The sequence below is a fragment of the Actinoplanes sp. NPDC051388 genome, from assembly GCF_055586225.1.
This window is the reverse complement of record NZ_JBVJIP010000017.1, coordinates 210716-228855: the sequence shown is the minus strand read 5'-3', so window position 1 is coordinate 228855 and position 18140 is coordinate 210716. Positions and strand designations below refer to the sequence as shown.

The following is an 18140-nucleotide window of genomic DNA, read 5'->3' as shown; positions in this document are numbered from 1 at the left end:
CTACCCCGTCACCGCCGGGCTAACCCCGATCGAGAGCAGAGACGGAATCAACTCCGCCAGGATCGCCATGCCGTCGCGGCTGAGCACCGACTCGGCGTGGAACTGCACGCCCGCGAAGGACGGTCCCCGCAGGGCGTGCACGCTGCCGTCCACCTGGTCGCGGGCGATCTCCACCACGCCGTGCGGGGTCACCAGCCGGTCGGCGGCGGCCACCGCGGTGAAGCTGGAGTAGAAGCCGACCCTCCGCGGCGTACCGAAAAGATCGATGTCTTTCGCCACGCCCTGATAGGGAGCGTCGCGCCGGTGCAGGTGGAGGCCCAGGAGGCCGGCCAGGACCTGGTGGCCGAGGCAGACGCCGAGCACCGGCTTGCCCGCGGCGAGCAGGCCGGTCAGCAGGCCACGCAGATAGGTCATCTTGGCGTCGCCGGCCGCCGACGGGTCACCCGGCCCCGGCCCGGCGATCACCAGGTCGGCTTCGATCAAACCCATTTTCCGGTACGGGGTGACCGCGACGTCCAGCCCGAGCGAGCGGAGCTGGTGCGCGAGCATCGCGGTGAAGGTGTCCTCGGCGTCCACGATCACCGCCGACCGGCCGGCCAGGATCGCCGCGTCCGGCGCCCGCTCGTCGAGCCAGAACCGGGCCAGGCCGGTGTTGCGGGCGGCCAGCGCCGCGACCACGGCGGGCGTGTCGATCGCCGGGGGCCCGGCCGGCGCCGCGTCCGACGAGCGCAGGCCCAGCGCGGCCAGGATGCCGGCCGCCTTGGTGTGCGTCTCGGCCACCTCGCCGGCCGCCGTCGAGTGCCGCACCAGCGTCGCGCCCACCGGCACCCGCAGCGTCCCGCCGGGGGAGAGCTCGGCGGTGCGGATCAGGATCGGCGCGTCCAGCGTCTGCCGGCCCTGCTCGTCGTGCCCGAGCAGGGCGAGCACGCCGGCGTAGTAGCCGCGCCCGCGCCGCTCGTGCCGGGCGATCACCCGGCAGGCGTTCTCGATCGGGCTGCCGGTCACGGTCGGCGCGAACATCGTCTCGCGCAGCACGTCGCGCACGTCCAGGTTGCCGCGGCCGGCCAGCAGATATTCGGTGTGGGTGAGGTGCGCCATCTGCTTCAGATAGGGCCCGACCACCTGCCCGCCGCGCTCGGCCACCGCGGCCATCATCTTGAGCTCCTCGTCCAGCACCATGTAGAGCTCCTCGATCTCCTTCGGATCGCGCAGGAAGTCCTCGAACTCACCCGAGCCGTGCCGGAAGGTGCCGCTGATCGGGTTCATCATGGTCAGCCCGTCGGCCACGCTGACGTGCCGCTCCGGCGAGGCGCCGACCAGCGTGCGGGCGCCGGTGTGCACCAGGAACGTCCAGTACGCGCCCTGCTCGCCGGCCAGCAACCGGCCGAACGCCGCCCGCGCGGCCGCCTCCGGATCACCCTCGACGCCTGCCTCGTAGGTGCGGTGGATGACGAAGTTCGCGCCCTCGCCGTGCCCGATCTCGTCGCGGAGCACGTCGCCGACGATCCGCGCGTAGGCCTCGTCGGAGATGTCGAAGCCGCCGCCGGTGACCCGCAGGTCGCCCGGCGGGAACGCGGACAGCGGCTCGGTGGTGCGCGACGTGATCACCAGGCACTCCAGCGGCGCGTGGTCGTCGACGCAGTCGAAGCCGCGCTCGGTGATCTGCCGATAGGGGATCAGTGCGAGCGTCTCGGTCGCCATGTCCATCGGGATGTCGGCGAGCGTGGCGACGGTCTGCACGTCGCCGGTGAGCACTTCGACGTGGTCGGCGCCGTCGCGGTGAATGAGTGCGTATCCGGTCATGGGTCCTCTTCTCGGGTTCGCCCGAGACGGGACCGCACATGACAACGGCCGCCTCGGGGAGGCGGCCGCGGTGGAAAAGTTACGCGCGGGTGGGTGTGGCCGCCGGGTCGGCGGGCCACCACATGCTCAATCGCGCGTGCATGGCGCAGATCCTACGACCCGTCGCGGTAGCAGCGCCAGCTCAGCGGATCGTCGATGTCCGCGCGTGTCGCCCAGGCCGTCGGGCCGTGGAGGAACCGGCATCTGGGTGAACGTGATCGGGGCGGGTAGCCGCACCTCGTCCTGCACGAGGCGGCCGCCGATCAGCGCGGCGCCGGCCAGGCTCAGTGCGGCGCAGGTGGTCAGGATCGGACGCAGCGGCACCGGCGGGCCGGCGCGCAGGTGTCGTGGCGGGGCCGTGCGGAAGCGGCCGTGGCCACGGGCACGATGTCGCGACACTCACGCACGGTAACTTTCCTCACGGTGCGTGATCATCGGCCCATTGGCCGAGGTGTTTCACTCAGGCCACGGTGAAGGCATCCCGCACCGCGTGCCGCGCCCACTGCATCCGGCCGGGAGCGCAGTCCGGGTGCTCGCCGAACTCCTGGGCGACCAGCTCGGCGCAGCCGCCGGCGCCCAGCCGCTCGAGCGCGACCAGCACCGCCTCGCGGATCGACGCGGGCGAGGGACGCTGCGAGCGCTGCAGATCAGAGGCGAAGAGCGCCTCCGTGCGAACGTCGTCGGTGGTGAGCAGTGCGGTCATCGTTCCTCCTGCCGTTCGGAAGCCGGTGCGGTCTGGAGTTAGAACACCGCTCTCCGGCTGCAGCAGCGGCTGCGCGCCGGTTGCGGTGCCGTTGCTGTGTCGCTGCCGGCCGAGGCGCCTGCGGCCCGGGCGGAGAACCCGGGGCCCCTGCGGGGCGGCATTTCCTGAGCGGCAGTCACACCACGGATAACCGGATATCGTGCGAATAGGTAGCGAGCGCGCGAGAACCGGGAGAAATGACGTGACGGTGGTGCTGGTCGCCGACGACGACGCCGACATCCGTGACCTGGTCGCTTTCAAGCTCGAACAGGCCGGGCTCGAGGTGATCGCGGTCGAGGACGGCCAGGCCGCCCTGGAGCAGGCCAAGGCCCGGCAGCCCACGCTGGCGGTGCTGGACGTGTCCATGCCCGGCCTGTCCGGCATCGACGTGTGCCGGATGCTGCGGGCCGACGCGGCCACCGCCGGCATGCTGATCATCATGCTCACCGCCCGCGTGCAGGAGCAGGACGTCGAGGGCGGCTTCAGCGCGGGAGCGGACGACTACGTGACCAAGCCGTTCAGCCCGCGCGAGCTGGTCTCCCGGATCCAGGCCCTGCTCAGCCGGACCCGCGCCTGATCAGGGCTTGATGCGCGGCGACGCTCGGTCCGGCGCTGCTCACCCGGGCCTTCGCGGTCCTGGTGCTGCCGCTGTTCCAGGCGTTCGTCACCGCCAACCAGGATCTCGACCTGTCGCCGGCCGGCCGGGCGGCGTCCCTGCAGCGCCGCAGCGCCCTGCTCAGATGGCTCACCGTCACCGCGGCGGCGGCACTCACCGTAGTCGCCGCCGCCGCCCTGGCCGTGGCCACCGCGCGGCGTACCAATCGGCGCCTGACCGAACCGCTCAGCCGGCTCGTCTTCCGCGCCAGCAACGCGATCCACCAGGCCATCCCCGGCACCGGCCTGGGCTTGGCGATCATCCGCACGATCGTCGACAACCACGGCGGCGCGATCACGGTCACCTCCACCGAGGGCGCCGGCACGTGATTCACCGTCCGGCTGCCCGTCTCCTAGAGGCTTCTCTCAAAGGCAGGGCGCTCCGCGATGCCCTGCGAAATCTCGGTGCCGTCCGCGCTCGTCACCCGGAGAGAGTTGACGTCGCCGGCGTAGGAGAGAAGGTGCGAACAGTTACTGGCGGTAGGTGGTCAGGAAGCGGGCCAGGCGGTCGGTGGCGTCGTCGAGGACGTCGACCGGGGCCAGGAAGACCATGCGCAGGTGGTCGGTGGTCGGCAGGTTGAAGCCGGAGCCGTGGGAGAGCAGCAGTAGTTGCTGTTCCAGCAGGTCCACGATCATCCGCTGGTCGTCGCTGATCTTGTGGACCTCGGGGTCGAGGCGGGCGAACAGATAGAGCGCGCCGCGGGGCTTCATGCAGCTGACGCCGGGGATCGCGGACAGTTTGCGCCACGCGTGGTCGCGCTGCTCGTACAGCCGGCCGCCTGGTTTGATCAGTTCCTGGATGCTCTGGTAACCGCCCAGCGCGGTCTGGACCGCGTGCTGCGCCGGGACGTTGGGGCAGAGGCGCATGTTGGCCAGCAACTGCAGGCCCTCGAGGTATTCGTCGGACTGCGCCTTGGGGCCCGAGACGGCGAGCCAGCCGGAGCGGAAGCCGGCCGCGCGGTAGGTCTTGGACAGCCCGCTCAGCGTCAGCACCAGCAGGTCGGGAGCCAGCGCGGCGGCGCACTCGTGCCGGGCGTCGTCGAACAGGATCTTGTCGTAGATCTCGTCGGTCAGCACCAGCAGGTCGTGCCGGCGGGCCAGGTCGAGCAGGCCGAGCAGGGTCTCGCGGGAGTAGACCGCGCCGGTCGGGTTGTTCGGGTTGATGATCACCAGCGCGCGGGTGTTCGGGGTGATGCTGGCCGCCACGTGCTCGAGGTCGGGCGCCCAGTCCGCGGTCTCGTCGCAGCGGTAGTGCACCGGCTTCCCGCCGCACAGCGTCACCGCGCCGGTCCACAACGGATAGTCGGGGCTCGGCACCAGCACCTCGTCGCCGGTGTTCAGCAGCGCCTGCAGGCACATCACGATCAGCTCGGAGACGCCGTTGCCGAGGAAGACGTCGTCCGGCTGCACGTCTCGCACGCCGAGCGTCTGGTAGTACTGCGCGACCGCGACCCGGGCCGAATAGATGCCGCGCGCGTCGCTGTAGCCCTGCGCGGCCGCCAGATTTTGCACCACGTCCGCCATGATCGGTTCGGGCGCGTTCAGCCCCCACGGCGCCGGGTTGCCCAGGTTGAGCTTCAGCAGCCGGTGCCCGGCGCTCTCCAGCTCCTGGGCGCGGCGCAGCACCGGACCGCGGATGTCGTACCGGACGTTCTTCAGCCTGCTCGCCTGGCCCACCATGGGTCTCAGCCTAAACGGCCTCGGGGCCCGCCCGATAAAGGATATATTTCGCCCTATGCTCCGGATCTTCACGATCACCATCGCGGTGCTGGCCGCGATCGTGGCCGTGACCGCGATCGGCATCGTCGCGGTCCGCGTGGTCCGGCAGGCGCGCCGTCGCAGGCAGGCCACGCTCGCCGCCGGTCCGCGCCGCGAGCTGCTGGCCTTCGTCGCGGACAACGGCGAAGAGGGCAGCCAAAGCCTGGTCGCCATCCCGGACGACGCGTGGAACGCGGCCGAGCCCGGCGCCCTGGGCCTGCTCTCCAAGCTGCGGGGCGAGGCCCACCGCGCGCTGGTGTCGGTGTTCCTGCACCGCGGCGCCGCCCGCCGCGCTCTCTACGACCTGCGCTCGCGCAGCCGGATCAAGCGGGCCCGGGCCGCGCAGGTGCTCGGCGACCTGGAGCTCAAGCAGGCCGTCCCGGGGCTGTGCCGGCTGCTCACCGACCGGCACGCCGAGGTGCGCGTGGTCGCGGTGCGGGCGCTGGGCCGGATCGGCGACCCGGCCGCGGCGTGGCGGCTGATCGCGAGCCTCGACCAGTCCGACCCGGTGCCCTCCCTGCTGGCCACCCACGCCCTGGTGCAACTCGGCCCGGAGGCCGAGGTCACCCTCTCCGCCGCGCTGGATCACCCCGAGGCCCGGGTACGCGCGGTCTGCCTGGACGCCCTCGGCCTGCTCGGCGCCGCGTCCTCGGTGCAGCGGGTGTCCCGCGTCCTGCGCGAGGACTCGGTGCTCGACGTCCGGGTCGCGGCCGCCGCCAACCTGGGCCGGCTCGGCGCCCGGTCCGCGGTCGAGCCGCTGATCCTCGCCCTGGGCGCCGCCCGTCCCACGCCACTGCGCGCCGCCGCCGCCCGTGCGCTCGGTGACCTGGGCGCGCCGTCCGCGGTGGAAGCTCTGGAGGTGTTGCTGCCCGACGCGGAATATCGGGTGGCGCACGAGGCCGCGCACGCGCTGCGCCGGCTCGGACCGGCCGGGATGGCCGCGCTGCGCGGGGTGCTCGAAGCCGAGCGGGACAACGCCCGCGCGGCCGGTGTCGGCGCACACGCCAAGCCCTCCACCGCGGCGGCTCACGCGCAAGAGGCGCTCGCGCTGTCCGAAGTCTCCGGCGTTCTGGTGACCGCATGACGCCCGAGTTCGCCCGGGAGATCCTGCACGCCGCGGACTGGGCGATCTTCGCCTACTTCGTCGCGCTGAACAGCAGCTATCTGATGCTGGTCCTGCTCGCCGGGATGGAGTTCTACCGGCACCTGCGGCGGCTGCCGTTCGCGGGCAGCGACGACATGTTCCGGTCCCCGCTGACCCTGCCGGTGTCGCTGATCGTGCCCGCGTTCAACGAGGGCCCCGGGATCGTGGCCGCGGTGCAGGCGATGACCGCGCTGCGCTACCCGCGGTACGAGGTCGTGGTGGTGGACGACGGCTCGGCCGACGAGACGTTCGAGCTTCTCCGGGCGCAGTTCGACCTGGTGGAAGTCCCTCGCGTGGTGCCGGCCGAGGTCCCGTACCGGTCGAAGGTCTTGTCCGTGCACGTGGCGCGGGCGAACCCGGAGACCTTGACCGTGGTCCGCAAGACCAACGGAGGCAAGTCGGACGCGCTCAACGTGGGCATCAATCTCGCCCGGCACCCGCTGGTCTGCATGGTGGACGCGGACTCGGTGCTCGACCCGGACGCGCTGCTGTCGGTGGCGAAGCCGTTCGGCGACGACCCGTTGCGGGTGGCCGCGTGCGGGGGAGTGGTGCGGATCGCCAACGGCTGCAAGGTGATCGGCGGCCGCGTGGTGGACGTGCGGATGCCGAAGAGCTGGCTGGTGCGGGTGCAGGTGGTGGAATATCTGCGGGCGTTCCTGATGGGCCGCACCGGCTGGTCGCGGCTCGGCGGCCTGGTGGTGATCTCGGGCGCGTTCGGCATCTTCCGGCGCGACCTGGTGGTGCAGATCGGCGGCATGGCGCACGACACCGTGGGCGAGGACGCCGAACTGGTCGTCCGGCTGCACCACTACCTGCGCGAGCGCGGCGAGGACTACCGGGTGATCTTCGTGGCCGAGCCGGTCAGCTGGAGCGAGGCGCCGGGCCGGTTGCGCGTGCTCGGCCGGCAGCGCCGCCGCTGGCACCGGGGCATCGCCGAGATCCTCAGCAAGCACCGCCGGATGATCCTCAACCCGCGCTACGGCCGGATCGGCCTGATCGCGCTGCCCTATTACGTGGTGTTCGAGCTGCTCGCGCCGTTCATCGAGCTGGCCGCGCTGGTGCTGGTGCCGCTGGGCCTGTGGGCGGACGCGATCAATCTCGACTTCGCCTGGCGGTTCGCGCTCGTGGCTTACGGCTACGGCCTGCTGATCAGCCTGATCTCATTGTTCATCGAGGAGGTCTCGTTCCACCGCTATCCACGATGGACGGACCTGGTCCGGGGCGTGCTGGCGGCGATCGTCGAGAACTTCGGCTACCGCCAGATCCTCGCGCTGTGGCAGGTCTCCGGCGCTTCGGCGGCGTGGCGCGGGCGTCCGTCCGTGTGGGGCACGATGCACCGTCAGGGCTTCGACACGGTTCCGGAGCGCGTCCCGGCCGACGCGACCCCCTGAAACTGGTAGCTGAGCGGGCTATCCCGCGCCCGGATGCACGGCTGGGCTACCACTCTCCACCGGCGTGCGTGGGTGACGCAGGCCCGGGTGGCCGTCCGGCAGGCTGCGCCGGATCACCCACCAGCTCACCGCGATGCACGCCGCCACGAGCGGCCAGGTCAGCGCGATCTGGGCCACGCCGAGCGCCACCACCTGTCCCGCCGCGTACAGCGGGATGAAAACCGCCAGCCGCACCACATATTGCAGAACCCAGACCCAACTGCCTTTTCCGTACGCACTGAGCAGCGCCGGATCGCGCCGCCACCGAGTCTTCTGGCCGAGCACGCCGCCCACCACCACGCCGAGCAGCGGCCACCGCACCACGATGCTGACCGCCCAGGCCAGCGCGCTCGCGCCGTTGGTCAGCAGCCGCACCAGGAAGAAGTCTTCGGCGTGGCCGGTGCGCAGTGCGACGAGCGCGGCGACCACCACGCCGAGCAGGCCGATCAGCACCGCGCCGGGACGGTCGCCGCGCCGCAGCCGCCAGCCGGCCACGACCAGCGCGACCAGCACCGCCACGCCCGCGCCGATCCGGATCGACTGCCCGCCGGCCAGCCAGCCGATCAGAAAGCCGGCCACCGGCGCGGTGGCGTCCAGCGCCGCCCGGCGCCCGCCGAGCAGATCCGACAGCGACTCGTCCGCCACGCCCGCACCCCCGCTCAAGTTAGGAAAGCCTAACCGACAGCACCGCCCCCGCCGCAGCCGTGTATTGTTGAACGAATTCCGCTCGATCGTTGAACAATCCAGGGGAGTGTGCGATGGACCTGAACAGCGATCTGGGCGAGGGGTTCGGCACCTGGCGCCTGGGCCACGACGACGCGATGCTCGAGGTGGTGAGCAGCGCCAACATCGCCTGCGGCTTCCACGCCGGCGATCCGCGCACGCTGCTGGCCACCTGCGAACGCGCGGTCACCCGGGGCGTCGCGATCGGCGCCCAGGTGGGCTACCGCGACCTGCCCGGCTTCGGCCGCCGGTTCATCGACTACGAGCCGGCCGACCTGACCGCCGACGTGCTCTATCAGCTCGCCGCGCTGGACGGCCTGGCCCGGGTGTCCGGCGACCGGGTGCGCTATGTGAAGCCGCACGGCGCCCTCTACAACGCGATCGTGCACCACGAGCGGCAGGCGGCGGCGGTGGTCGAGGCGGTCAGCCGCTACGACGACCGGCTGCCGGTGCTGCACCTGCCCGGGTCGGTGTTCAGCCGGGTGGCGCGGGAGGCCGGCCTGCGGGTCCGGGCCGAGGCGTTCGCCGATCGCGGCTACACACCCACCGGCGAGCTGGTCTCCCGGCGCGACCCCGGCGCGCTGCTGACCGACCCCGCGCTCGTCGCCGAGCGGATGGTGCGATTGGTCACCGCGGGCGAGCTGGCCGCGGTCGACGGCACGATCCTTGCGGTACGCCCGGACTCGATCTGCGTGCACGGCGACACTTCGGGCGCCGTGGAGATGGCCCGCGCGGTCGCCAAGGGCCTGGCCGGCGCCGGCGTCCACATCGAGCCGTTCACCTCCGCGTCCTGACATGCCGGGCACTCGTTTCCTGCGCTGCGGCCGCGAGGCCGTGCTGGCCGAGGTGGCCGACCTGGACGCCGCGCTGGCGCTCTACGTGGCGCTGCGCTCGGCCGGCCTGCCCGGCGTGACCGACCTGGTGCCGGCCGCGCGGACCGTGCTGATCCGGCTGGACCCGCTCGTGACGTCCCCCGCCGCTGTCGTGGCCGCCGTCGGTTCGCTGCGCGTGGACTCGTGGGAGGGCCTCGATCTCGGCACGGTCACGATCCCGGTTCGCTATGACGGGCCCGATCTGGGCGACGTCGCGGCACACGCCGGTGTGCCCGCGGCGCAGATCGTGGCGTGGCACACCGAGGCCGAGTGGACCGTGGCGTTCACCGGCTTCGCGCCCGGTTTCGGCTATCTGACCGGCGGCGATCCACGCCTGCAGGTGCCGCGCCGCTCGACGCCGCGGACCCGGATCCCGGCCGGCTCCGTGGGACTGGGCGGCGCGTTCTCCGGTGTTTACCCCCATGACAGCCCGGGCGGCTGGCGGCTGATCGGGCACACCGAGACACGCGTCTGGGACCTCGACCGGGAGTCCCCGGCTCTGCTGGTCCCGGGTGTGCGGGTCCGCTTCGAGAAGGTCTCCTGATGTTCTTCTCTCGCCGCTGTAGACCTGGAGGATCGACGTGGGTATGACGGTGGTGCGCACCGGGCCGTTGACGGTGGTCAAGGACGGTGGGCGGCTCGGGCAGGCGGCGCTTGGAGTGGCGCCGTCGGGGGCGGTCGATCGCGGGGCGTTCGCGCGGGCGAATGAACTTGTCGGGAACGAGCCGGGCGCGGCGGCGCTGGAGTGCACGCTGGGCGGGTTGCGGCTGAGTTTCGACGCGGCGGCGATGGTCGCCTTGACCGGGACGGACGCCACGCTCACCGTCGACGGCGCGCCGCACGAGCCCGAGACGGAGGTGCCGGTGCCGGCCGGCGCCGAGGTGCGGATCGGCATGCCACGCAACGGTTTGCGGTCCTATCTCGCGGTCCGCGGCGGCATCGACGTCCCGCCGGTCCTGGGCTCACGATCCACCGATCCGGCCGGCATCGGCCCGGCCCGCCTCAGACCCGGCGACGAACTCCCCATCGGTCCGGAACCCCCCGGCCCCGGTCAGCGCGTCGATCCGCCACCTCCGGTCGAGGACGTCGTTTTCGAGGTCGACCTCGGGCCTCGGGAGGACTGGTTCACCGACGAAGCCGTGGCGGCCTTCCTGGACGGTGAATACACGGTCCTGCCGGCGAGTGACACCGTCGGGCTGCGGCTCGACGGGCCCGCGCTGTCCCGCAGCCGCACCGAGGAACTCCCGAGCGAAGGCGTCGTGCGCGGCTCGGTGCAGGTGCCGCCCGACGGGCGGCCGATCATCTTCCAGGCCGACCACCCGCTCACCGGCGGCTACCCGGTGATCGCGGTGCTCACCCCGGCCGCGGCCGACCTGGCCGCCCAGGTCCGGCCCGGTCGGCGGGTGCGCTTCGCCGCCGCCGCACCGGACCCGGGCCACTTCCCCGCCCAGACCGGCTGATTGACTGACCCGGTGACCCTCGCAGACAGGCCGGAAGCGGATCCCGCCGCGCCCGGCTCGGCGGCCCGGGCCGCGGCCGACCTGCGCGGCCAGATGATCGCGGGCGAGCTGGCGCCGGGCACCCGGCTGTCCGAGAGCTCGCTGACCGGCCCGCTCAAGGTCTCCCGCAACACGCTGCGCGAAGCGTTCTCGACGCTGATCGAGGAGGGCCTGCTGGTGCGGCACCCGCACCGCGGCGTGTTCGTGGCGACGCTCAGCCCGGCCCAGATCGCGGACATCTATCGGGTGCGGGTGCTGCTGGAGTGCACCGCACTGCGCCAGGCGCCGGTCGACCCGCCGGCCGCCGGCCCGATGCGCGCCGCGGTCGACGAGGCCAAGGAGGCCGCGGCGGCCGGCCGCTGGCGCGCGGTCGGCACCGCCGACATGCACTTCCACGAGCGGATCGTGGCGCTGGCGGGCAGTCCGCGGCTGGACGGCTGGATGCGCCGGCTCACCGCCGAGCTGCGCCTGGCCTTTGCGGCGGCCACCGACTACGAGACGCTGCACCGCCCGTTCGTGCCGATGAACGAGGAGATCACCGTGGCCTACGAGTCCGGCGACGCCGCCCGCGCCGCCGACCTGCTGCGCGACTACCTGTTCACCTCCGAACGCGTCGTCCTCGGTGCGCTGCCGTGAGCGTGGTCTAGCGTTCCCGGATATGACGGCGGTGAGCGGGCAGGACGTGCGGGAGATCGGCCGGGGCTTCGACCCGGATCCGGCTCGGTCGATGTCGTTGCGCGCGGCGGCGTACACGGAAGTGAAGTGGCTTGAAGCGGATCGGCGGGCCATTCTCGGGCGGACGTGGCAGTGGATCTGCCATGTGGAGAAGTTGCGGGCGCCGGGCGGTTATGTGTCGGCGACCGTGGCGGGCATGCCGATCGCCGTGGTGCGCGACAGGTCGGGCCGGCTGCGGGCTTTCTTCAACGTCTGCAAGCATCGGGCGCACGAGCTGCTGTCCGGCTCGGGGACGACCGGCACGATCGTGTGTCCCTATCACGCCTGGGTCTACGACCTCGACGGCTCGTTGCGCAACGCGCGGCTCGCGACCTTCGACAAGAGCGGCATCCGCCTGGACCAGATCCAGGTGGAGGAGTTCTGCGGCTTCGTCTATGTGAACCTCGACCCGTCCGCCGCGCCGCTGGCCGAGCAGGCGCCGGACCTGGCGGCCGAGATCGCGTTCTGGGCGCCGGACGTCGCCGAGCTCACCTTCGCGAAGCGGCTGACCTACGACGTGCGGTCCAACTGGAAGAACGTCATCGACAACTTCCTCGAGTGCTACCACTGCCACATCGCGCACCGCGAGTTCGTCGCCCTGGTCGACATGGACACCTATCAGGTGCGCACGCACGGGATCTGGTCCAGCCACTTCGCCGAGGCCGGCAAGCAGGACAATCCCGCGTACGACGTCTCCGCCGCGTCCGTCACCCAGCACGCCGTGTGGTGGCTGTGGCCCAACACCTGCCTGTTGCGCTATCCCGGGCGTGGCAACTTCATGGTCTTCCAGGTCGTCCCCGCCGGGCCGGACCGCACGCTGGAGACCTGGGACTTCTTCTTCGAGACCGACGAGCTGCAGGACGCCGAGGTGGAGGCGGTCCGCTACATCGACGACGTCCTCCAGCAGCAGGACATCGCGATCGTCGAGAGCGTCCAGCGCGGCATGGCGACGCCGGCCTTCGATCAAGGGCGCATCGTGTACGACCCGGACCACAATCCCGGCCTGTCCGAGCACGGCGTCCACCACTTCCACAGCCTGGTGCTCAAGGCCTACGAGGCCCTCGTCCCTCCGAAGTGACCCCCGGCAGCACGGCGAGGCGGCGTCGCTCCATGGACTCGATGCGCGCGCACTGCGCGTCGTCGAGCACGTCGCAGACCCAGTCCCAGTGCAGGGACACCCGATCGCCGGGGGCCGGGCGGGCGAGCAGCGAGAGCCCGTCGACCGACCAGGCCACCGTCTGCTCGCAGATCGGCCCGTACCCGATGGCCCCGCCCTGCCAGACCAGCGGACGGGAGCCGACCACGGCGCTCTCGCCGAGCACCTCGCGCACCGTTCCGACGCGGACCCGGCACCGGTCGAGCACCGACAGCGCGGACGGAGCGCCGGTGCGGTGCAGCAGCGCCGCCCACGGGTAAACCTCGAACACCTGGAAGCTGTGGTGCGCGATCGCCCGTGCGTCCGCCTCCTGCCAGGTGCCCCCGGTCTGGCCGGCGAACCGGCGGCGCAGGAAACTGGTCAGCGCCGCCGGTGACACGCGGTCCAGCAGCTCGTTGCCCACCCAGTAGGCCCGCACGACCGCCTCGTCCAGCGGGTCGGCGAGCCGGTTCGCCCGGGCGATCATCTCGAGATAGCTCCACGCGCCCTCGAACCGCCGTGCCCGCCGGGCGATCTCGTCCGGGGCATCGGCGTGCAGCAGGGCGGCGGCGCCGTCCGGGCCGCAGTAGCCGAGCTCGTTGGGCGGGTACGCGTACCGAGCGAACAACAGCGCACCGGCCTCGCTCATCTCAGCAGATCCTCGGCAACTGCTCGCCGATCGGCAGGTTCACCACCCGAGTGCCGCCGAGCGCGGTCCGCGCCACCACCATGCCCGGGTGCTCCGGCACGCAGACGCCGATCCGGCATGCCCCACCGCCGTACGGGTGGGCCCGCATCGCCGCGAGCACCTCGTCCGCCCGGTCGTCCGGCACGAACGCCAGCAGCTTGCCCTCGTTGGCCACCTGCAGCGGATCCAGCCCGAGCAGACTGCACGCGTCGGCCACCGCCGGCGGGATCGGCAGATCCCGTTCCACCAGATCGACGCCGACGCCCGCGGTCCGGGCGATCTCGTTCAGCGCGGCGGCCACTCCGCCGCGGGTCGGGTCGCGCAGCGTGTGCAGGTCCGCGCCGGTGGCCCGCATCGCGGCGACCAGCCCGTGCAGCGGCGCGGTGTCGCTGGACACGGTGGTGCCGAACTCGAGCCCCTCGCGGCAGCTCATCACGGCCACCCCGTGCACGCCGATGTCGCCGCTGATCAGCACCGCGTCGCCGGCGGTGGCCCGGTGCGGGCCGATGTCGACGCCCGCCGGGACCAGGCCGACCCCGGAGGTGGTGACGTAGACGCCGTCGCCACTGCCGTGGCCGACCACCTTGGTGTCGCCGGTGACCAGCCGGACGCCGGCGGCGCGCGCGGCCGCGCCCATCGCCTCCGCGATGCGCCCGATCTCGGCGAGCGCGGTGCCCTCCTCCAGGATGAACGCGGCCGACAGGTAGAGCGGCGTCGCGCCGCCCATCGCGAGGTCGTTGACGGTGCCGTTGACCGCCAGGTCGCCGATCGAGCCGCCCGGGAAGAACATCGGCTGCACCACGAACGAGTCCGTGGAGAAGGCGATCCGGGCGCTGCCGACCGGCACGATCGCGCAGTCGGCGAGGCCGGCCGAGCCGCCCGCGGACCCGTACCCGGGAAGGAAGAGATGCTCGACCAGCTCGCCGGACATCGCGCCGCCGCCGCCGTGACCCATCACCACCGTCGGGGTGTCGCGCAGCGGCACCGGGCAGGTCCAGTTCTCCAGGTCCAGTTCGGCGGTCACGGCAGCCGCACCAGGTCGAGCCGGCGGTAGGCGTAGTAGGCCGCGCAGGCTCCCTCGGACGACACCATGGTCGCGCCGTACGGGTTGCGCGGCGTGCACTCCTTGCCGAACAGCGCGCACTCGTTCGGCTTCAGCAGGCCCTGCAGCACCTCGCCGGAGCGGCACCCCGGATGCTCCTCGGTGTGCAGCCCGGTGACGTCGAAGCGCAGCTCGGCGTCGAAGTCGCGATACCGCTCGGAGAGCCGCCACCCGCTGCCCGGGATCATCCCGATGCCCCGCCAGGTGCGGTCGGTCACCTCGAACACGTCTCGCAGCATGTCCATCGCCGGGGTGTTGCCCTCGTCGCGCACGGCGCGCGGATAGGCGTTCTCCAGTTCGTGCCGGCCCGATTCGAGCTGGATCACGGTCCGCCGGATGCCCTCCAGAATGTCCAGCGGCTCGAACCCGGTGACCACGATCGGCACCCGGTACTTCGCGGCCAGCGGCGGGTACTCGGTCGTGCCCATCACGCTGCACACGTGCCCGGCCGCGAGGAACGCCTGCACCCGGCAGCGCGGCGACTCCATGATGGCCGCGATCGCCGGTGGCACCAGCACGTGCGAGACGAGCAGTGAGAAGTTCGGCACGCCCAGCTTGCGCGCCAGGTAGACGGTCATCGCGTTGGCCGGCGCGGTGGTCTCGAAGCCGATGCCGAAGAACACCACCTGCCGATCCGGGTTGTCCCGGGCGATCCGCAGCGCGTCCAGCGGCGAATACACCACCCGGACGTCGCCGCCGTCGCTCTTGACGCGGAACAGGTCTCGGCTGCTGCCGGGCACCCGCAGCATGTCGCCGAACGAGCAGAAGATCACGCCCGGTTGCGCCGCGATGGCCAGCGCCCGATCGATGATCTCCAGCGGAGTGACGCAGACCGGGCAGCCCGGCCCGTGGATCATCTCGACGCCGTCCGGCAGCAGCTGATCGATGCCGTGCCGGATGATCGAATGCGTCTGGCCGCCGCAGACCTCCATCATCGCCCAGGGCCGGGTGGTCACCGCGTGGATCTGGTCGACCAGCTTGCGGGCCAGGTCGGGATTGCTGAACTCCTCCAGGTATTTCACCGGTCCGCCCCTGCCTGCCCGGCCGCCCGGGTGAATCCATCGCCGAACTCCTCCTCGAGGATGCCGAGCCGTTCGAAGTTGGCGAGCGTCTGCACCGCCGAGGCCTCGTCGAGCCGCTGGATGGCGAATCCGACGTGCACGATGACGTATTCGCCGGCCGCGGCGTCGGGCACATATTGCAGACAGACCTCTTTGCGTACGCCGCCGAAGTCGACGTCCGCCATCGGTGTGCCGTCGACCTCGCTGACGCTCACGATGCGCCCCGGGACTGCCAGGCACATGGGCTTCTCCTCTCTTCAGCCGTACGCTCCGACGACGATCTGGCCGAGTGCGATGCCGCCGTCGTTGGGTGGCAGCAGACGCGGGCGCAGCACGGTGAAGCCCCGCTCGCGCAGCCCTCGGCCGGCCGCGTCGATCAACAGGGCGTTCTGGAAGACGCCACCGCCGAGCGCGACGACGTCGAGGCCGGTCCGCTCGCGGCAGCGCTCCGCCAGCGCGACGATCAGGTCGGTGACCGCCGCGTGGAAGCGCGCCGCGATCACCGCCGCGGTCACGCCGGCCCGGACGTCGGCCGCGACGGCCCGCACCACCGGGCCGGGGTCGGCGACCAGGCTCCCGGTCAACCCGAACGCATACGCCGGGCCGGTGGCGTGCCGGGCCAGCCCCTCCAGGACGATGGCCGGCTCGGCTTCGTATGCCGCGTGCTGCCGCACGCCGGCCAGCGATGAGACGGCGTCGAAGAGCCGGCCCATGCTGGAGGTGGGCAGGCAGCCGAGGCCGGTTTCGAGCTGGTGCGAGAGCACGGCCCGCTCGGCCGGCGGGCAGGCCGCCACGGCCGGCAGGTCCGGGTGCCAGGGCACGCCGGCGGCGCGCAGATGAGCCAGCGCCATCCGGTACGGCCGCAGCACGCTGGCGTCCCCACCGGCCAGCGGCACGTATCCGAGGTGCGCCGCGCGGCGGTAGGACTTGTAGTCGGCGATCAGCACCTCCCCGCCCCACACCGCGCCGTCGTCGCCGTAGCCGGTGCCGTCGAAGGCGATGCCGATGACCTGCTCGTCCGGCCCGATCCCGTGCTCGGCCATCACCGCGGCGACATGCGCGTGGTGGTGCTGGACGAGGCGGACGGGCCGCCCGCCGGCGTGGGCGCGTGCCCAGTCGGCGGACCGGTAACCTGGATGCTTGTCGGCGACCAGCACCTCGGCCCGGACCCCGGTGAGCTCGGCCAGGTGCCGTTCGGTGCGGGTCAGCGCGTCGATGGTGCGCATGTCGTCCATGTCGCCGATGTGCTGGCTGATCCAGGCGTACCGGCCCTCGGCGAGGGCGCAGGTGTTCTTCAGGTCCGCGCCGGCCGCGAGCATCGGCGGGACGTCGAACGGCAACGCCAGTGGCAGCGGCGCGTGCCCGCGCGATCGGCGGATCGGCAACTCGGCCCCGGCGACGTGCCGGCTCACCGAGTCGTCGCACGGCACCCGGATCGGCCTGTCGTGCCGCAGCCACGCGTCCGCCAGCGGCGTCAGTCGGGTCAGGGCGTCGGCGTCGTCGGTGACGATCGGCTCGCCGGACAGGTTTCCGGAGGTCAGCACGAGCGCGTCCGGGCCGGGCGGGTCGCCGGGCAGGCCGAAGAGCAGCACGTGCAGCGGCGTGTAGGGCAACATGACGCCCAGGTCGGGGGTGTCGGGTGCGACCGCGCCGGCGACCACGCCGGCCGTGGCGTCGTCGCGCCGGGGGAGCAGGACGATCGGGCGGCGGATCCCGGTCAGCAGCTCGCGTTCGCCGTCCGTGATGGTGACCAACCGCTCGGCGGCCGGCAGGTCGGCCACCATCAGCGCGAACGGTTTGCCGCCGCGCTGCTTGCGGCGGCGCAGTTCCGTGACCGCCGCCTCGTTGCGTGCGTCGCAGGCCAGGTGGTAGCCGCCGAGGCCCTTGACGGCGACGATCCGGCCGGCGGCCAGCATCTCCCGGGCGCCGCGCAGGGCGTCCTCGCCCGTCACGGCCGGGGTGTCGCCGGCGAGGAGTTCGAGGCGGGGACCGCAGGCGGGGCAGGCGACGGTCTGCGCGTGGAACCGGCGGTCGGCCGGATCCCGGTATTCGGCCCGGCAGGCGGCGCACATCGGGAATCCGGCCATCGTGGTCGCCTCCCGGTCGTACGGCAGGCGGGTGATGATCGTGAAGCGCGGGCCACAGTTCGTGCAGGTGATGAAGGGGTGCCGGAACCGGCGGTCGTGCGGGTCGCTCAGCTCGGCGTGGCAGTCGGCGCACATCGCCGTGTCGGGGGAGGCGAGCGTGCGGGCCGGCTGCTCGCCGGTCGACGCCCCGATGGTGAAGCCGGTGCCGCCCCGCGTGGTCAGCGCCGTCTCGCGGATGTCGGTGACCATGGCCAGCGGCGGCGCGTCGGCCCGCAGCCGGCGGCCGAACTCACGGACCGCGTCCGGATCGCCCTCGACCTCGATCTGCACGCCCTCGCCGGAGTTGACCACCGATCCGGTCAGGGCCAGCGCGGCCGCGGTGGCATAGACGAACGGGCGGAACCCGACGCCCTGCACGAGCCCCGACACGCTGAGGTGACGCCGGATCCGCTGGTCGGCCGACCGGCCCATCAGCTCCAGGCCCTCCATCGCCCGGCCGGCGGCGGCCGCGTCGATGATCTCCAGTGCGAAGCCCATGTGGATCAGGACCCAGTCGTCGGGGCTCGGCGGCGCGTCGAGCATCCCGATGTTCACCCGCCGCCGGGCGCCCAGGACATCGACCAGGGCCAGCTGATCGGCGAAGCCGGGCACGATCTCGACGACCCGTCCAGGAATGCCCAGGCACATGG

General features: G+C 72.3%; 19 protein-coding genes. 9 read left to right on the top strand and 10 right to left on the bottom strand.

From position 1 onward, the window contains the following. The 3 genes from ACZ6TI_RS36010 to ACZ6TI_RS36000 form a co-directional block, all read right to left on the bottom strand. A complete protein-coding gene (locus ACZ6TI_RS36010; protein ID WP_465349691.1) occupies positions 1-1803 on the bottom strand; it encodes an anthranilate synthase family protein in 1803 nt (600 codons plus the stop codon). Positions 1804-1929: 126 nt separating this feature from the next. Beyond that, the gene (locus ACZ6TI_RS36005) at positions 1930-2241 is read right to left on the bottom strand and encodes a hypothetical protein (RefSeq protein ID WP_465349690.1); all 312 of its coding nucleotides are present in this window, start codon (positions 2239-2241) and stop codon (positions 1930-1932) included. Between the two features lie 61 nt (positions 2242-2302). Then, positions 2303-2545: a hypothetical protein gene (locus ACZ6TI_RS36000; protein ID WP_465349689.1), complete on the bottom strand. Its 243-nt coding sequence runs from the start codon at positions 2543-2545 to the stop codon at positions 2303-2305. Positions 2546-2786: 241 nt separating this feature from the next. Here ACZ6TI_RS36000 and ACZ6TI_RS35995 point away from each other — a divergent pair, with 241 nt between their 5' ends. Both ACZ6TI_RS35995 and ACZ6TI_RS35990 read left to right on the top strand, forming a co-directional pair. After that, on the top strand, positions 2787-3161 hold the full coding sequence (locus ACZ6TI_RS35995; RefSeq protein ID WP_465349688.1) for a response regulator transcription factor: 375 nt from the start codon (positions 2787-2789) through the stop codon (positions 3159-3161). Between the two features lie 62 nt (positions 3162-3223). Continuing rightward, positions 3224-3568 (top strand): ATP-binding protein, encoded by a 345-nt coding sequence (locus ACZ6TI_RS35990; protein WP_465349687.1) that lies wholly within the window; start codon positions 3224-3226, stop codon positions 3566-3568. A gap of 141 nt (positions 3569-3709) precedes the next feature. Here the strand turns inward: ACZ6TI_RS35990 and ACZ6TI_RS35985 are convergent, their stop codons facing one another. Next, positions 3710-4918 (bottom strand): pyridoxal phosphate-dependent aminotransferase, encoded by a 1209-nt coding sequence (locus tag ACZ6TI_RS35985; RefSeq protein WP_465349686.1) that lies wholly within the window; start codon positions 4916-4918, stop codon positions 3710-3712. 55 nt (positions 4919-4973) lie between these two features. On the opposite strand from ACZ6TI_RS35985, the gene ACZ6TI_RS35980 reads away from it, so the two are divergent. Both ACZ6TI_RS35980 and ACZ6TI_RS35975 read left to right on the top strand, forming a co-directional pair. Next, positions 4974-6080, top strand: a complete 1107-nt coding sequence (locus ACZ6TI_RS35980) for a HEAT repeat domain-containing protein (protein WP_465349685.1) — start codon at positions 4974-4976, stop codon at positions 6078-6080. Next, the gene (locus ACZ6TI_RS35975; RefSeq protein ID WP_465349684.1) at positions 6077-7531 is read left to right on the top strand and encodes a glycosyltransferase family 2 protein; all 1455 of its coding nucleotides are present in this window, start codon (positions 6077-6079) and stop codon (positions 7529-7531) included. Before ACZ6TI_RS35980 ends, ACZ6TI_RS35975 begins: the two co-directional genes overlap by 4 nt. Before the next feature lie 18 nt (positions 7532-7549). Here the strand turns inward: ACZ6TI_RS35975 and ACZ6TI_RS35970 are convergent, their stop codons facing one another. Further along, positions 7550-8233 (bottom strand): DUF3159 domain-containing protein, encoded by a 684-nt coding sequence (locus tag ACZ6TI_RS35970; RefSeq protein WP_465349683.1) that lies wholly within the window; start codon positions 8231-8233, stop codon positions 7550-7552. A gap of 95 nt (positions 8234-8328) precedes the next feature. On the opposite strand from ACZ6TI_RS35970, the gene ACZ6TI_RS35965 reads away from it, so the two are divergent. From ACZ6TI_RS35965 to ACZ6TI_RS35945, 5 genes are read left to right on the top strand one after another with little or no spacing between them, the layout of a single operon-like run. After that, a complete protein-coding gene (locus ACZ6TI_RS35965; RefSeq protein WP_465349682.1) occupies positions 8329-9087 on the top strand; it encodes a LamB/YcsF family protein in 759 nt (252 codons plus the stop codon). Between the two features lies 1 nt (position 9088). Further along, positions 9089-9709 (top strand): 5-oxoprolinase subunit B family protein, encoded by a 621-nt coding sequence (locus ACZ6TI_RS35960; protein ID WP_465349681.1) that lies wholly within the window; start codon positions 9089-9091, stop codon positions 9707-9709. A gap of 43 nt (positions 9710-9752) precedes the next feature. Continuing rightward, positions 9753-10625 (top strand): 5-oxoprolinase subunit C family protein, encoded by an 873-nt coding sequence (locus ACZ6TI_RS35955; protein ID WP_465349742.1) that lies wholly within the window; start codon positions 9753-9755, stop codon positions 10623-10625. A gap of 12 nt (positions 10626-10637) precedes the next feature. After that, on the top strand, positions 10638-11300 hold the full coding sequence (locus tag ACZ6TI_RS35950; protein ID WP_465349680.1) for a GntR family transcriptional regulator: 663 nt from the start codon (positions 10638-10640) through the stop codon (positions 11298-11300). Positions 11301-11322: 22 nt separating this feature from the next. Then, entirely contained in the window at positions 11323-12456 is a 1134-nt protein-coding gene (locus tag ACZ6TI_RS35945) for an aromatic ring-hydroxylating oxygenase subunit alpha (RefSeq protein ID WP_465349679.1), read from the top strand. On the opposite strand, the gene ACZ6TI_RS35940 is transcribed toward ACZ6TI_RS35945, so the two are convergent. The 5 genes from ACZ6TI_RS35940 to hypF are packed head-to-tail and all read right to left on the bottom strand — an operon-like array spanning position 12422 to position 18138. Continuing rightward, on the bottom strand, positions 12422-13162 hold the full coding sequence (locus tag ACZ6TI_RS35940; RefSeq protein WP_465349678.1) for a DUF6390 family protein: 741 nt from the start codon (positions 13160-13162) through the stop codon (positions 12422-12424). The two genes, ACZ6TI_RS35945 and ACZ6TI_RS35940, sit on opposite strands and share 35 nt — an antisense overlap. 1 nt (position 13163) lies before the next feature. After that, complete coding sequence (hypE, locus tag ACZ6TI_RS35935) at positions 13164-14225, bottom strand: hydrogenase expression/formation protein HypE (protein WP_465349677.1); 1062 nt, start codon at positions 14223-14225, stop codon at positions 13164-13166. Next, positions 14222-15325: a hydrogenase formation protein HypD gene (gene hypD, locus ACZ6TI_RS35930; protein ID WP_465349676.1), complete on the bottom strand. Its 1104-nt coding sequence runs from the start codon at positions 15323-15325 to the stop codon at positions 14222-14224. The genes hypE and hypD overlap by 4 nt, the downstream gene beginning before the upstream one ends. Next, positions 15322-15606: a HypC/HybG/HupF family hydrogenase formation chaperone gene (locus tag ACZ6TI_RS35925; protein WP_465349675.1), complete on the bottom strand. Its 285-nt coding sequence runs from the start codon at positions 15604-15606 to the stop codon at positions 15322-15324. Before ACZ6TI_RS35925 ends, hypD begins: the two co-directional genes overlap by 4 nt. A gap of 15 nt (positions 15607-15621) precedes the next feature. Continuing rightward, positions 15622-18138, bottom strand: a complete 2517-nt coding sequence (gene hypF, locus ACZ6TI_RS35920) for a carbamoyltransferase HypF (RefSeq protein WP_465349674.1) — start codon at positions 18136-18138, stop codon at positions 15622-15624. Positions 18139-18140 lie beyond the last annotated feature (2 nt).